The organism is Duodenibacillus massiliensis (assembly GCF_928721995.1).
GTDB classification, from domain to species: Bacteria; Pseudomonadota; Gammaproteobacteria; order Burkholderiales; family Burkholderiaceae_F; genus Duodenibacillus; species Duodenibacillus massiliensis.
In genome coordinates this window covers 1,625,428-1,640,553 of the sequence record NZ_OV788642.1, presented here as the reverse complement: position 1 = coordinate 1,640,553, position 15,126 = coordinate 1,625,428, and the positions used below count along the sequence as shown (strand labels likewise).

The 15,126-nt window shown below is 58.2% G+C and carries 13 protein-coding genes; 5 read left to right on the top strand and 8 right to left on the bottom strand.

Annotation, left to right across the window (positions count from 1 at the left end; translation table 11 throughout):
* Positions 1-41 precede the first annotated feature (41 nt).
* From accC to NXF97_RS07575, 4 genes are all read left to right on the top strand, one after another.
* Positions 42-1,424 carry an acetyl-CoA carboxylase biotin carboxylase subunit gene (gene accC / locus NXF97_RS07590; RefSeq protein WP_274955601.1) on the top strand — a complete coding sequence of 461 codons (1,383 nt, stop codon included), beginning with the start codon at positions 42-44 and terminating at the stop codon, positions 1,422-1,424.
* On the top strand, positions 1,425-2,324 hold the full coding sequence (gene prmA / locus NXF97_RS07585; protein ID WP_274955600.1) for a 50S ribosomal protein L11 methyltransferase: 900 nt from the start codon (positions 1,425-1,427) through the stop codon (positions 2,322-2,324).
* A gap of 70 nt (positions 2,325-2,394) precedes the next feature.
* Positions 2,395-3,594 (top strand): zinc-ribbon and DUF3426 domain-containing protein, encoded by a 1,200-nt coding sequence (locus NXF97_RS07580; protein ID WP_274955599.1) that lies wholly within the window; start codon positions 2,395-2,397, stop codon positions 3,592-3,594.
* 147 nt (positions 3,595-3,741) lie between these two features.
* Positions 3,742-4,674, top strand: a complete 933-nt coding sequence (locus tag NXF97_RS07575) for a carbohydrate kinase family protein (protein WP_022372978.1) — start codon at positions 3,742-3,744, stop codon at positions 4,672-4,674.
* 140 nt (positions 4,675-4,814) lie between these two features.
* Here the strand turns inward: NXF97_RS07575 and NXF97_RS07570 are convergent, their stop codons facing one another.
* The gene (locus NXF97_RS07570) at positions 4,815-5,600 is read right to left on the bottom strand and encodes an MBL fold metallo-hydrolase (RefSeq protein WP_274955598.1); all 786 of its coding nucleotides are present in this window, start codon (positions 5,598-5,600) and stop codon (positions 4,815-4,817) included.
* 95 nt (positions 5,601-5,695) lie between these two features.
* Here NXF97_RS07570 and NXF97_RS07565 point away from each other — a divergent pair, with 95 nt between their 5' ends.
* The gene (locus tag NXF97_RS07565) at positions 5,696-6,079 is read left to right on the top strand and encodes a MerR family transcriptional regulator (protein ID WP_022372980.1); all 384 of its coding nucleotides are present in this window, start codon (positions 5,696-5,698) and stop codon (positions 6,077-6,079) included.
* A 90-nt stretch (positions 6,080-6,169) separates the two neighbouring features.
* Here the strand turns inward: NXF97_RS07565 and NXF97_RS07560 are convergent, their stop codons facing one another.
* The 7 genes from NXF97_RS07560 to NXF97_RS07530 form a co-directional block, all read right to left on the bottom strand.
* On the bottom strand, positions 6,170-8,893 hold the full coding sequence (locus tag NXF97_RS07560) for a DUF4118 domain-containing protein (protein ID WP_274955597.1): 2,724 nt from the start codon (positions 8,891-8,893) through the stop codon (positions 6,170-6,172).
* Between the two features lie 42 nt (positions 8,894-8,935).
* Entirely contained in the window at positions 8,936-9,559 is a 624-nt protein-coding gene (kdpC, locus tag NXF97_RS07555; RefSeq protein WP_274955596.1) for a potassium-transporting ATPase subunit KdpC, read from the bottom strand.
* Positions 9,560-9,570: 11 nt separating this feature from the next.
* Entirely contained in the window at positions 9,571-11,649 is a 2,079-nt protein-coding gene (gene kdpB / locus NXF97_RS07550) for a potassium-transporting ATPase subunit KdpB (RefSeq protein ID WP_274955595.1), read from the bottom strand.
* 16 nt (positions 11,650-11,665) lie between these two features.
* Positions 11,666-13,351, bottom strand: coding sequence for a potassium-transporting ATPase subunit KdpA (gene kdpA, locus NXF97_RS07545; RefSeq protein WP_274955594.1), 1,686 nt, complete (start codon positions 13,349-13,351; stop codon positions 11,666-11,668).
* A gap of 248 nt (positions 13,352-13,599) precedes the next feature.
* A complete protein-coding gene (locus NXF97_RS07540) occupies positions 13,600-14,148 on the bottom strand; it encodes a YggT family protein (RefSeq protein ID WP_022372986.1) in 549 nt (182 codons plus the stop codon).
* 77 nt (positions 14,149-14,225) lie between these two features.
* Positions 14,226-14,840: a 1,6-anhydro-N-acetylmuramyl-L-alanine amidase AmpD gene (gene ampD, locus NXF97_RS07535; RefSeq protein WP_274955593.1), complete on the bottom strand. Its 615-nt coding sequence runs from the start codon at positions 14,838-14,840 to the stop codon at positions 14,226-14,228.
* Positions 14,827-15,123: a PP0621 family protein gene (locus tag NXF97_RS07530; RefSeq protein ID WP_274955592.1), complete on the bottom strand. Its 297-nt coding sequence runs from the start codon at positions 15,121-15,123 to the stop codon at positions 14,827-14,829. Before NXF97_RS07530 ends, ampD begins: the two co-directional genes overlap by 14 nt.
* Positions 15,124-15,126 lie beyond the last annotated feature (3 nt).

The window sequence follows — 15,126 nt, the reverse complement described above, 5'->3', positions numbered from 1 at the left end:
CGGGCCGCCTCTCTGTCTCTGTTTCCTCACCAAAAAAGCTCATGTTCGGAAAGATTCTGATTGCCAACCGCGGTGAGATTGCACTGCGGATTCAGCGCGCCTGCCGCATGCTCAACATCAAAACCGTTGTCGTGCATTCCACCGCAGACGCCGACGCCATGTACGTTAAGCTCGCCGATGAGAGCGTCTGTATCGGTCCGGCGCCCTCTTCTGAAAGCTACCTCAACATTCCGGCCATTATTTCCGCAGCCGAAGTCACCGACGCCGAAGCCATTCACCCCGGTTACGGCTTTCTCTCGGAAAACGCCGACTTTGCCGACCGTGTGGAAAAAAGCGGCTTTGCCTTTATCGGCCCCCGCGGCGACACGATCCGCCTGATGGGCGACAAGGTAAACGCCAAGCGCGCGATGATTGAGGCGGGCGTGCCCTGCGTACCGGGCAGCGACGGCGCCCTCCCGGACGACCCCAAGGCAATCATTGCCGCAGCCCGCAAGATCGGCTACCCCGTCATTATTAAGGCAAGCGCCGGGGGCGGCGGCCGCGGCATGCGCATTGTGCGCACCGAAGCCGCGCTCATTAATTCCGTCGCCACGACCCGCACCGAAGCCAAGGCCGCTTTCGGCAGCGACAAGGTTTACCTGGAAAAATTCCTGGAAAATCCGCGCCACATCGAAATCCAGGTTCTCTCCGACAACTTCCAGAACGCGGTTTACCTGGGCGAGCGCGACTGCTCCATGCAGCGCCGCAACCAGAAGGTTCTTGAAGAGTCCCCGGCTCCCGGCATCCCCCGAAAGCTCATCGACAAACTCGGCGCCCGGTGCGTGGACGCCTGTAAGCGCATCGGCTACCGCGGTGCTGGCACATTTGAATTTCTCTACGAAAACGGCGAGTTCTACTTCATTGAAATGAACACGCGCGTGCAGGTGGAGCACCCCGTGACGGAACTCGTAACGGGTGTGGACATCGTGCGCGAGCAGATTGCGATTACCGCGGGCGAGCGGCTCTCCATCCGCCAGAAGGATATTGAAGTAAAGGGCCATGCGGTCGAATGCCGCATCAACGCCGAAGATCCCTTCAACTTCCGTCCCTGCCCCGGAAAAGTCACGATGTGGCATATGCCCGGCGGTCCCGGCATCCGCTTAGACAGCCATGTCTTTGCCGGCTACCGCATTCCGCCCTACTACGACAGCATGATCGGCAAACTCATTGCCTACGGACCTGACCGTGAGACCGCAATGGCACGCATGCGTGTGGCGCTGTCTGAAACCGCGGTGGAAGGCATCACCACGAACATTGCGCTGCACCGCATGATTTTGGCCGACAGCCACTTCCTACAGGGCGGCACGAGCATTCACTACCTTGAGAAAAAGCTTGCCGAATGGAAGGCCGTTCCCAACACCAACCCCGTCGGAGGCGATGACTAAATGGCATTAAACGAAGCGAGCCTTCTTTGCCCGGAAAACGTTGCCGAGGATTTGGCCGACGCGCTGATGGACGCAGGCGTCATGAGCGTTTCCACCGAAGACGCCGATGCCGACAGTCCCGACGAAGTACCGCTTTACGGTGAGCCTGGTCTGGAACCCACCACGCAGGCCTGGCGCAATTCGCGTCTCAAACTCCTCGTGGATGAGAGTTTTGATATCGGTAAGGCTGTGCGGGACGCTTCTGAAAGCCTCGGCATTGAACCGCCCGCGCTGGAATCCGTTACGCCGGTTCCGGACGCCGACTGGGTGCGCGTCACGCAGGCGCAGTTCGGGCCCACGCAGGTAAGCCCGCGCCTGTGGATCGTTCCTTCCTGGAGTGAACCGCCTGTTGCCGACGCCTTAAATATCCGGCTTGATCCCGGCGTGGCATTCGGTACCGGTTCGCACCCCACGACGCACCTGTGCCTTGAGTGGCTTGACGCCAACACAAAGGCCGGAGACGACGTGCTTGACTACGGCTGCGGCACGGGGATTCTTGCGATTGCCGCCGCCAAACTCGGCGCAAAGGACGTCTGGGGCACGGACATTGATCCGCAGGCCGTGGAAGCCGCGGTTTACAACTCCCGCGAAAACGGTGTGGACGCACACTTTGTACTTCCCGAAGGCATGCCCGAAGAGAAGAAATTCAAAATCGTGGTGGCCAACATCCTTGCCAACCCCTTAAAGCTTTTGGCGCCCGCGCTTGTCGGCCGCGTCTCCGCGGGAGGTCACCTGGTACTTTCCGGGCTTCTTGCGCACCAGGCCGATGAGATCATCGCCGTCTATAAAGGTTTGGGAATTGAAATCACCCTTTATAAAGAAATGAACGGGTGGATTTGTCTTGCCGGAAAACGCGGCTAGACTTAAGAGCTGTCCGGATCAAAAAACCGGACAGCTTTTTTCTTGGCCTTTTTCTTTCTCGGGTTTGACTATGGCTTACGTAACACGTTGTCCCTACTGCGGTTCGGTCTGGCTGATGCCGGACAAGGAAACGGCGGACCGCACGCCCGTGAAGTGCCCGGACTGCAATCACAGTTTTGATGCGACATGCTCGCTTACCGCCGTGCCGGATTCTCTTTTCCCGGGACGCGTGCCGGTGATGCTGCAGGGCAGCGGCATGCCCGCTGCCGCTACCGACAAAAAGGAACCTTTTTCCGTGATTCCGGAAATTGCCGCGGAAGAAAAACCTGAGGCCGCGCCGGAAAGCACTGAAGAGAGCGCCCCCGATTTCGCTGACGCCGCGCCGCAGACACCGCAGGCCGACACTGCCGAAAGCACCCCGAAAGAGGCTGCCGCGCCTGAAGGTGAAGATCAGCCCCGGGCTGCGCACGAAAACCCCGCGGAAGCTGAGCCGGAAAAGGCATCTGCGCCCGCGCAAAAAGCCGAACCCGCGCAGAGTACGCAGCCTGAACAGCCCGCGCCCATCGCCGGCGTGCCGCTTGCCAAGCCCGAGACCAAACTGAACGCAACGGCAACGGCGCTCTCCCTCATGCAAAAAGGCTTTTCCAATGAGCCGCGCCTCGGAAACCTTTCGAGTCTGCAGTCGGCCGTTGCCGGCAACGGCACGCCCAAACTCAAAATCGAGGCAGAGGTTGCGCAGGCGACGGACTCTGCCGCACACGGAGCACCCACGAAAGCCGGGCGCAAAAAGAGAAGCGGCGCCGGAAGCCTCATTCTGACCGTGATCGTTCTCGTTGCGATTGCCTGTGTTGCAGCCGTCATCTTCAATCAGCGCCTGATGGCAGCTTTCCCGCAGACTGAACCCTACTTTGACAACGTCTGCCGCACGATCCCCTGCCCGGGCTTTTATCTGCACCAAATCGAAAGCTTTGTGGTGAGTAAAACCAATCTGCGGCCGCTGGACGAATCCGGAAACTATGCGCTTGAAGTGACGGTCGTGAACGGCTCCTCCACCGCACAGGCCGTACCGGACCTGCAGATCGAACTTGTTGACGACAATGACGGGTCGCTGCTGCGAAAAACGCTCACCCCGCCCGAATTTCTGGATCCAGGACAGGCTGATGAAAGCATCGCCGCCCGCGGGCAGCTCACGGTGCGCGTGAATCTGCAGACCAACGTCACGCCTGCGCGCTGCATCGTCACGCCCGTCTACTCAAAACAACAGAAGTAACTGTTTCTGAGCCAAAGAAAGCCCGCCTTTTTTCGGCTCTTTTTGTCTTTCGCCTACAATTAGCTAGAAATGCTTAGTTCAGACGGACGGACTTTCCCCTCCGGCCGAACCGGGCAATCCTCGGTTTTTCTTTGGATACAAGAGAAAATGTCTGTTCTTATCAGCGGTTCCATTGCCTATGACAACATCCTGTCCTACGGGTCTCGCTTCAGCGACCACCTGATTCCGGGCAGCCTCGATCACATCAACCTGTCGTTTGTCACCGACAACATGATCCGCGGGTACGGCGGCTGTGCCGCCAACATCGCCTATTCTCTCAAAATGCTCGGCGGCGACCCCCTGGTGATCGGCGCCGTCGGTACCGACGGCCGCGACTATCAGGTCTACTTTGAGATGCACGGCATTGATACGGCCCTGGTGAAATTAAACGACACCTTCACGGCCCAGTGCTTTACGACCACCGACATCACGGGCGCACAGATCACGGCCTTTAACCCGGGCGCAATGCTCAGAAGCCATGAAGCGCCTTTCCCGGAAGACCGCAAGATTGAACTCGCAATCGTCGGCCCTGACGGCAAACAGGCCATGCAGCAGCGCTCGCGGGAACTTGCCATCCGCAAGATTCCGTTCATCTTCGATATCGGCCAGGGTGCGCCGCTTTTTAACGGCGAAGAAATGAAGGAGATGCTCTACCTTGCCGACTACGCCGTCGCAAGCGACTACGAAGCCGACCTCATGACCCGTGCCACGGGCCTCACGGTGGATCAGATCGCCTCCGGCCTTAAGGCCTTCATCATCACCCACGGCGAAAAGGGCTCCACCGTCTACTATGACGGCAAGACCCTGGACGTGCCGGCTGTTAAAAGTAACGCCGTTGATCCCGTGGGCGCGGGCGACGCCTACCGCGGCGGACTCCTTTACGGTCTTACCCACGGCTACGACTGGCAGCAGACGCTGCGCCTTGCCTCCGTCATGGGGTCCTTCAAGGTGGAAAGCGCGGGCGCTCAGGCCTACAAGGCCACGAAGGAAGAAATCGCCGCGAAGTACGAAAAGGCTTACGGCGAAAAGATTGAACTCTAAAGTCTGCCCGCAAGGGCTCTGAGTTCCGGCGGCCTGCAGAAAAAACGCTTTCTGCAGGCCGATTCTTTTCAGGATCTTCGGAAAATACCGGGCAACTTAACACTCCGCGATTAATCTCTGAGGTGCCTGTCATCAGCTTCTCAAAACTCAAGCACTTCACCGTCGTTCGGAACAAAGAGCTGGTCGAGTTGATTGGCCTTGGCGAACTCACGCAGCATCGGACGATTAACCGTGGCGTGCGAAACACCTTCGACGTGCGTGGCAATCACCTTGAGCGTCGGGAAGCGGCGCATCAGCGAGCGCACATCGTACTGGTTCATGATGATGAGATGCCCGAGTGGATACTGTGCACCTGCTGCATTAACCGCAATGATGCCGGGCTTGAACTTTTCTACCGCATCCACCACGAGCTGACAGTAGATCGTATCGCCGGCAAGGTAGAAGCGCTCAGTCTCAGCTGCACTTTCAAAAACGACCCCGCTGGCTTTTTCCGTTAAGCCTCTGTCTTTGTACCCGTCAACTGTCACCAAATTACTCGAGCCGTGGTCGCATTTGGTACGGTAGAGCCTGACGCCGTCAAAGGCGATACCCTCACCGGAGAGCACACGCACATCATCAAAGCCCATGCCGCGCAAAATCTGCGCTTCTTCTTCGGACTGCGAAAATAGTGTCAGGGCCTTGGGCAAAACTTTTGCCGCTACTTCGTCAAAGTGGTCAAAATGCAGATGCGTCACGATGACGGCATCAACATCAAAGAGGCTTTCGACCGGACATGGCAGGTCACAATCGGGATTGCCCCGGCCGGTACTCGTTGTTTCGGGCACTTCCGGATACGCCCCCTGATCAGCCAGCATCGGGTCAATCAAAAAGCGCTTGCCGCCAAAATGCACTATGCTCGTAGCGTTGCGTATTTGGTGAAATTTCATGACGATTCCTCCGAAATCGATTGAAGATTGCTTTGTTGAGTCCGATCATAAAAGCTATAGTTACTGTAGCTTCAAGCGTTTTGAGGAAACAAATTGTGAAAATCGGAGAATTGGCACAGAAAACGGGCTGTCCCGTGACACGGATTCGCTTTTATGAGCAAAAGGGACTGCTGCCTGCGCCCTCGCGCTCGCCGGGCGGGCAGCGCAACTACACGGAAAAAGCAGCCGAACGTCTGGAATTCATTTCCACGTGCCGTGCCAACGGCATGAAACTCGAGTGCATCGAGCGCTTTATTGCGTACGAAAAGGATCCCTCATTGGGCAGCCAATGGCTACTTGACCGGATTGACGATTACCTGGCGCAGGCCAAAATTCAGCGGGAAAAACTCGACAAGGCCGAAAAGTACCTGCAGCACCTCAGGGCAACGTTTCCGGAAGAAATTCTCGCAAAAAAGAAAGATCCAGCGCGGGGCTTGTAAACGCCGGATCCGTCTGAACGATAGCACGCCGGGCTTCGGGCTCTCGCCCATCTCCCCGCTTCTTTTTGGCCTGAGCCGAAATGCCCCGGCTTAAGCCTTGTCAGCCGCTACTTCTGCCGGTGCCGTCACAAGGGGCTTTCCGTCCTTTTCAGTTTCTTTTTCCTTGGCCTCTTCTTCAGCCTCTTCCTCTTCCGGAAGCGGCAGAATCAGGGTGAAGGTGCAGCCCGGACCGTCGGCGTTGTTCTTACCGATTAACTGAGCGCCGTGCACGCGGGCAATGGTGCGGCTGATGGCAAGCCCCAGGCCCACACCGGCCACGGCACCGTTACCGGTCTTCACACCGCGCTTAAAGGGATCAAAAAGGCGGTTGACGTCGCCTCCGGGAAGGCCCGGACCGTTGTCGCTGACGCTGATCAGGACGTTACCGGCTGCGGCTTCCGCGGAAAGCTCAATCGTGCAGCCCGCGGAGCAGTATTTCACGGCGTTATCGAGAAGATTCACAAGCAGTCTGCGGATAAGCGCCGGATCCACGGAAATTTCAGCCGGGCAGTCCTTGGCGATGTTGGTGACGATATGGAACTGCTGCCGCTGCGAGGGCGCGATTTCATCAAGCGACTCTTCAAAGAGTTCGGCAATGGGCGTTTTCTTCGCTTCGAGTTCAAAACCTGAAGACTGCAGACGCGACATTTCCAGAAGGTTGCCGGTCAGGCGCGACATACGGCGCACATCGCTTAAAAGCTTGCGGCCTTCGGCGGCTTCAGGCGAATTCTGCACGGAGAGTTTCGCGGAGAGCGCTTCGGCGCCTTCGGTGAGGTCAGACAAAGGCACCTGCAGTTCGTCGCCCAATTCCTGAATCAGCGCATGACGGAACCGGTCGCTTTCCATTTCAACGAGCGTCTTCTGCGACACATCAATGTAGTGCAGACGTTCAAGCGCCAGAGCCGCGAGGTCTGCTACCGCCGTTGCCACACGCCGCATTTCCGGATCAAGCCACCGGTCGGGCTCATCCACCGAGAAAACAATCACGCCGTGCACGCGCATCTGGCCGCGCAGCGGCAGATACAGGTACGGGGAATACGGCAGCGTATGCGTACCGCGCCCGGCTTCGTCCCCGTGCTCCACGCACCAGAGAACAATCGCGCGGTCCACGTTTTTGATGTTGGCGGTCAGGCGCTTCACATCACTCACGGTCCCGCCGCTGCTCCAGAGTTCGATTTTGGCGCCCAAGTCCGAAAAGGCATGCTTTTCCAGAATCTCCGCCACCTCTTCGACCATCAGAGACTTACCGAGCTCACGGCTTAAGGTAAAAAGCATGCGCATGTGCGCCGTGCGGTCATTGGCCTGATCCGAAATCCGGCGAAGCCGCGCAAAAAGCGTGCCCGTGCCCGCGGCCACCAGAAGCATCACAAAGGGAACAATAAGGTAGGAGGGATCGTCGACCGCAAAGGAAAAGGGCGGCTCGACAAAAAGGACAATAAAGGCCGCAGACGATAAGAGCGCGGTGAGCACGCCCGGTGCCCTGCCGTAGCGCATGGAAATGATAAGTGTCGGGATGAGAAGCACCATCACGGCGTTGGCGGGCTTAATGTAGGGCTCAAGCCACATCAGAATAAGCGCCACAACGGCCGTGACCACACAGGACTGCCACCAGCCGTCGCGCTCGGTGATCGCAAAAAGCCCGGTGGTCTGAACGGTGTCTTTTTCAGTTTCCGTGGGAAGCGCCGTCATTTCGAGGATTCTCAGATCCTCGGCTTCGTTCATGAGCCTTCTGCGTCGCCAGAAATTCATGTAGGCCTTGGAAACGGCGATGGTGCTTGCGCCGTGCGTGCGGGCGTAGTCGCAGACCGCCCGCTCTTCTTCAAAGCCGCTTAAGACTTGGGTGGCCGCGCCCAATTCTTCAGCAAGCGCAAGGCAGTGCATCATCTCAAGGCGCCGCTTTTCGCCTGCGGTTCCGTCGTCATACCAGACAACGTGCCAGTTTCTCTGCTGCGTTGCCGAAAGCCTTGAGCAGCTTCTCACGAGCTCCTCAGCGCCGCTTGCGTTACCAAGCCACAGGACAATGCCTTCGGTCGTAAGATCCGGCGTCTGGCTTAACACGCGCCGCGCATTGGTTTCGGCGTCCGCCCTCTCGGCCATGCGCTTTAAGGAGAGTTCGCGCAGCGCAAGGAGGTTTCCCTGCTTAAAGAAGCTCCCGAGCGCGGCTTCAATCGTCTGTCTCAGATAAACCTTACCGGCTTTGAGGCGCGCAATAAGGTCCGCGGGCGGCAGGTCCACCAGGCGCACTTCATTTGCCTCATCAAAGAGGCGGTCGGGCACCGTTTCGTTAACGGTCACGCCGATCATGCGCTCAACGACGTTATTAAGGCTTTCCAGATGCTGAACGTTTAAGGCGGTGTAAACGTTAATGCCCGCGTCAAGCAACTCTTCAACGTCCTGCCAGCGCTTGGGATGGCGCGAGCCCGGCGCATTGGAGTGTGCAAGTTCATCAACGACAACGAGCCCGGGCCTGCGCTTTAAAACCTCGTCAATATCAAATTCCTGGTACTTAAAGCCCCGATGCACGATGGTTTTGCGCGGCAGCACTTCAAGGCCCGCAAGCATCGCTTCGGTGTCTTTACGGGCGTGGGTGTCAACCCATCCCACCAGCACATCGAGGCCCTGGGCACGCTTTTCCTGCACTTCCTGCAGCATGGCGTAGGTTTTACCCACGCCCGGCGCCGCCCCGAAAAAGAGCTTTAACTTACCGCGCCGCTCTTTCTGGACTTCTTTCAGAATCTGATCCGCTGTTTTTGTGTTGGAAGCATTGTCGGGCATAACCGTGCATCCTTTTTCCGCATTACTTTCACTGTCAGCCCGTCAGTGGGGGTTCGGGCGGGTTTTGCTGATCTGCGCTTTAAGCCGCAGATTAAGTTCCAGCACGTTCACATACCGCGAACCGCCGAAAAGACTCATCTGCGCGCACTCGTCAATCATTTCCGTGAGCTTATCAGGGCTGATCCCGGTTTGGCGCGCAATGCGTCCGACCTGCCAGAGGGCCGCTTCAACGGAAATATGCGGATCTATCCCTGAAGCCGAGGCCGTGAGAAGCTCCGCGGGCGGCGTGTCGCTTCGGCCTTCACGCGTTTGAAGTGCTTTGAGGCGCTCGGTCACTTCGCTTTTAAACACGGGGTTATCCGTGGAAAGGTTGCTTGCGGCGCTCGCTGCTGCGTTATAGACCGGAGTCGTTGCCGACGGGCGCGACTCAAACCAGGCGCCGCCCGAAAAATCCTGGCCGATTAATTCCGACCCCACGATGCGGCCGTCCGCTTCCACAAGCGACCCCTGCGCCTGATGCGGGAAAAAAAGGTTTGCCGCCCCCGTAATGAAAAGAGGATAAAGGACACCGAAAACCACCGTAAAAAAGATGAGCACCGTCAGTGCCCTCACCACGATACGGCGCCAGATCACGGGTTCTGCAACCACTGCTGAGCGTTTCACCATCGTTATCACTCCTACGCTCCAAGCCCGGTGAAGGCCAAAAGCCAGTCAGCGGCCTTAATGACGATAAAGGGCGAAACAAGGCCCCCGAGACCGTAAATCAGAAGGTTTCTGCGGAAAAGCCGCTGCGCGGACATCGGCCGGTAGCGGATCCCCTTTAACGCAAGGGGCATCAGAGCCGCCATACTGAGCGCATTAAAAATAACGGTCGCCAAAAGCGCGGTCTGGGGATTGGTAAGCCCCATCACATTCATCACCTGCAGACCCGGATAGATGCCCATAAAGGCGGCCGGAATCACGGCAAAGTATTTGCCGATGTCGTTTGCGAGCGAAAAGGTGGTCAATGCCCCGCGGGTCATGAGCATCTGTTTGCCGATACGCACGATGTCAATGAGTTTTGCCGGGCTTGAATCCAGATCCACCATGTTGGCCGCTTCCCGCGCGGCCTGCGTTCCGGTGTTCATCGCAACCGCCACATCGGCCTGCGCCAGAGCCGGCGAATCGTTGGTGCCGTCACCGGTCATGGCAACCATGTGCCCGGCGTCCTGCAGTTCCCTTACCTTCGCGAGTTTCTTCTCCGGCGTTGCTTCCGCAAGAAAATCATCCACTCCGGCTTCCGAAGCAATCGTTGCGGCCGTAAGCGTACTGTCCCCGGTAATCATCACCGTGCGGATTCCCATGCGCCTTAACTGTGCAAACTGCGCGGCAATACCTGGTTTGACGGTATCTTTGAGTTCGACGACGGCAAGCGCTTTTTCGGCCGTACAGACAATGAGCGCAGTAGAGCCGCGTCCTGAGACAACGTCGGCGCGCCCCGTAAGGTCCGCGGGTACGGTTTTGCCGCCTGCGGCAAGAAACGCTTCCACGGCATCTGCCGCACCCTTACGGTAGGTGGCGCCTGAAAAACTTACGCCCGACATCCGCGACTGAGCCGAAAACGGGATAAACGCCGCTTCGTCCGGAAGGACTTTGAGGCTGCGCCCGAGTTTTCCTGCCGCAAAAGAGGCCAATGACCGGCCTTCCGGCGTCGGATCTGCCGCCGAGGCGTAATAGGCTGCCTGCAGTGCTTCTTCGCGTGTGACGCCCTCGGCGGGAAAAACAGCTTCCGCGCGCCGGTCGCCGAAGGTGATGGTGCCCGTTTTATCCAGAAACAAAATGTCGACGTCGCCCGCGGCCTCCACGGCGCGGCCCGAGCGCGCAACCACATTTTTCTTCATGAGGCGCGCCATGCCGGCTGCGCCCACCGCGGACAAAAGGCCCCCGATGGTGGTGGGCAGAAGGCACACAAGCAGCCCCAGAAGCACCGTGTGGCTCACGCTGCCGCCTCCCGCGGCCTTTGCGCTGTATTGGGTAAAAGGAAGCAACGTAATCGTTGCCATCACGAAAATCACGGTGAGCACAAGAAGCAAAACAGAGAGCGCCTTTTCATTCGGCGTTTTGCGGCGTTCCGCACTTTCCACCATCCCGATGATGCGGTCGATAAAGGCTTCGCCCGGGTCATTGGCAACCCGCACGATGATCCAGTCACTTAAAACCGTGGTGCCCGCGGTAACGGCACTTGCGTCCGTCCCCTCGCCTCTCACAACGGGCGCGGATTCCCCGGTGACGGCTGATTCGTTCACACTGGCAATGCCTTTGACGACTTCGCCGTCGGCGGCAATGATTTCGCCTTGCCTCACAAGAATCAGGTCACCGCGCCGCAGGTTTTCCGACGTGACAGCTTGACCGGCCGTTCCCGGACCCGCATCACTCAGATCACTTTCGGCAATCCGCACGGCCCGTACGCTTTCCTTCACGGTCTTTAAGGACTCGGCCCGCGCCTTGGCGCCGCTTTCGGCGTAACTTTCAGAAAACGCGGCAATCAAAACCGTTACCCAGAGAACGAAGGCCGTCAGTCCCGTAAAGACCGCAGACTCGGCGTAAACACCGGCAAGCGAACCGAGCCAAAGGCCCGTCACCACAACGCTTGCAAGCCACACCAAAAACATCACGGGGTTTTCAATCTGCCTTTGAGGCGTGAGCCTTGCCGCCATGCCGATAAGGGCACTGCGGATCAGTTCACTCTGCGCTTTTTCACGACGGCGTCTTGTCATTTCTTCACTCCGTCATTTAGGGAAGCACCGTGTCCGAATAGGCCGCAACGGGCCCGAGCGCCAATGCCGGCATGTAGGTGAGCGCCCCCACCACGAGCACCGTCGCGCTTAGAAACACCGTGAACAAAAGTCCGTAGGTTTTAAGCGTCCCGTCCCCGGCCGCGGTCATCTTCTGCCGCGCAAGGGAACCGGCCAAGGCCGTCACCGAAATGAGGCACACAAAGCGCCCGAACCACATCGCAAGCGCGAGCCCCGCATTAAAGAAGTCCGTGTCGGCGTTTAGCCCCGCAAAGGCTGAACCGTTATTGTTGGCGGCCGAACTCCACGCGTAAAGGATTTCTGAAAATCCCTGTGCCCCGGGGTTTGTGAGACTTTCAAGGGCGGGCGGATAAACGCACGTCACGGCCGTACCGAAAAGCACAATCATCGGGGGCGTAAGCATTGCTACACCCGCAAGTTTCATCTGCACGGGCGTGATTTTCTTACCGATATATTCGGGCGTGCGTCCCACCATCAGGCCCGCGGCAAAAACACCCACCACGGCAAAAACGATCATGCCGTAAAAGCCCGCACCGACGCCGCCGAAAACAACTTCGTCCATCTGCATCAGCCACAGCGGAAACATCCCTCCGAGGGCCGTGAAGGAATCATGCATGGCGTTAACCGCCCCGCAGGAGGCCGCAGTGGTGGCCATGGAAAAAAGCGCGGTTGCGGCAATGTCAAAGCGCGCTTCTTTTCCTTCCGGATTCATTACGCCTTCGGGGACACCGAGATCGGTGAGTACATGCGGGGTATCCAGTTCAAACCAGGCAAACGCCACCGTGCAGAGCGCAAAAATAAGCCACATCGCGGCCCAGATCGTCCACCCCTGACGGGTGTCACGCACCATCACGCCGAAGGTATAGGTGAGCCCCGCCGGTACCGCAAGGATAGCAAGCGAAGCAATGAAATTCGTGATCTGCGTGGGATTTTCAAAGGGGTGCGCCGAATTCACCGCAAAAAAGCCGCCGCCGTTGGTGCCGATCATTTTGATCGCTTCCTGGCTTGCAACGGGCCCCATCGCAATCGTCTGCTCTCCCCCGGCAAGCGTCTGAATCACCGCGTAATCCGACCAGTTCTGAATCACGCCCTGGCTCACGAGAAAAAGGGCGTAAAACACACAAAGCGGCAGATAGACCCAGAGCGCGCAGCGCACCACGTCCGCCCAGAAGTTTCCGAGGTCATCAGTGAGTTTCCGTGAAAACCCCCGCATCAGGGCAAAAGAAACGGCCGTACCGGTGCACGAGCAGCAAAAATTCTGCACGGCAAGGCCCACGGCCTGCGAGAAGTAACTCACCGAGACTTCGCCGCTGTAACTTTGCCAGTTTGTGCCCGTGACAAAACTCACAGCAACGTTAAAGGCCTGAAGCGCCCCCATCCCGTCAACGCCCTGCGGATTAAAGGGAAGCCACCCCTGAAAGCGGAGAATGAGGTAGAGAAACACCGCTCCCGCCATATTGAAAACCACGGCGCTTGCGGCATAGGCCGCCCACGTCTGCGGGGTGTTGGTAAGGCCCAGAAAATGCAGTACCGCGCGGTCGGCGGGTTCAACAACGGCGGGCGCACGCCCCTTGGCAAGCGGCGTAAGCCACAGTCCCAGGGGCTTGGTGATGAGAAAAAGCACGATCGAAAAGACCGTGAGGGCAATCAGTGCCGGCTGCATGGGCGGGGACCTTTTTAGCAGGCAGAAACGTCAGAAAAAACCTTACACGTTCCAGAATTTGTAGAGAACCCAGCCGATGATGAGGGCACCGGCCGTGAGAAAAAGTATGTCGTCAAGCGGCATGCAGCCTCCTTCGTCAGGATGCATCCTTATCAAGAAAGCGCCTGAAAAGCGCCAAAAGCGCAAGCGTTACGCCGAAAGCGGCGGACGCGAGAAGCGCTGCCAGCAAGTCCTGCATGAGTACGTCCTTAAAACATCAGGATACCAGCGGACACCGGCGCCACAAACCGCAGCACGAGGTTAAGCAGCAGGAAAAGCACGATGGGCGACAAATCAAAGCCGCCGATTCTCGGGATAAAGCGGCGGAAGGGCCGCAGAAACGGATCAATCATCGTTGCCATCAGCGCCATCGTTCCGGAATTGCGGGCACTCGTAAAACTCATGATGCAGTAAATGATCGTGCCCCAGATGAGAAGATCCACGCCCCAGCGCACGAGAAGCGCGACGGGCATCGCGACAAAAGCCGCAACCGTTGCCGGCAGCCCCGTAAATTCCCGCGTAAAGACCGTGTAGGCAACGGCAAGAATAAGTGCCGCCGCAAGGCTTGAGAGATCCCAGTTACCGCGGGGCTTCACCAGATAAGCCACGGGATTGACAAGCCAGTCGGTGAGTTTCCAGGCAAAGCGCACCAGAGGATCGCGGGGGCTGATCGCCAGAGACCAAAGATAGGCGCGCAAAATAAGGAGGCTTCCCAAAAGCCCCACCACAACCGCCAGAACCGTTAAAAGAAATCCCATGAAAGTACTCACTTATGCGTCAGAAGTATCGTGCGGCTAGTTTAGCGGACTTCCGCATGCCGGACCTGCTTTTAAGGCTAAATATCTGAAAACCCGAGCGAATTTAAGGCCGCCTCACCGGGGAAAGCTGGGGCCCCGAACTCAGCCCTTTTAAACCACAGCCGCCGCCAGTCAAAAAACGGACCCGGATCGGTTTTGCGGCCCGGGGCAATGTCACTGTGCGCGACAACTGCCCGCACGGGATAAGCCGCGGCCAGCGCCGCAAGAAGCTCCGTCAGGGCCGCGTACTGGCTTTCGGTAAAGGCCGTAAAGTCCGTCCCCTCGATTTCAATGCCGACGGAAAAGTCGTTGCAGCGGCTTTTGCCCTCAAACGTGCTCACGCCGGCGTGCCATGCTCTCTCAAGGCAGCTCACAAACTGAGTGACGCCGCCCCTGCGGTCAATGAAATAGTGGCTGCTTACGCGCACCCCGCGGATATCCTCAAGCCGCGGATCGATCGCAAAATCGAGCCTGTCGGTGAAAAAGTCCGCAACGCACCCGGAGAGAAACTCTCCCGGCGGCAGCGAAATGTTGTGAAGCACCACAAGATAAGGAAGTTGCGCCCCGGACCTCGCGTCAAAGTGATCGGAAGGCTCACGCACAACGCTTTGGCTCCAGCCGCAGGCGTCAACGGCAAACTTATTTGCTGCCATGCAGGGTCTCTTCAAAGGCGCGGCGCCGCGCCTCACCGCGGCACTTTTCCGAGCAGTAGGCAACGCCGTTACCGAGCACAGCCTCTTCTTTGGGGAAATGCGTGCCGCAGACCGGGCACTGCAGCATGGGCTGCGGTGTCTGTGCGGCTGCGGCCGCCGCCTGTGCCTCGCGCCGTGCTTCACGCCTTAAGGCTTTTTCCTCCGCCGACCGGCGCTTTCTGCCGATCACGATGACGGCGTAGATGATGACGGCCAAGCCGACCCAGAAAAGAATACGACCCATGGC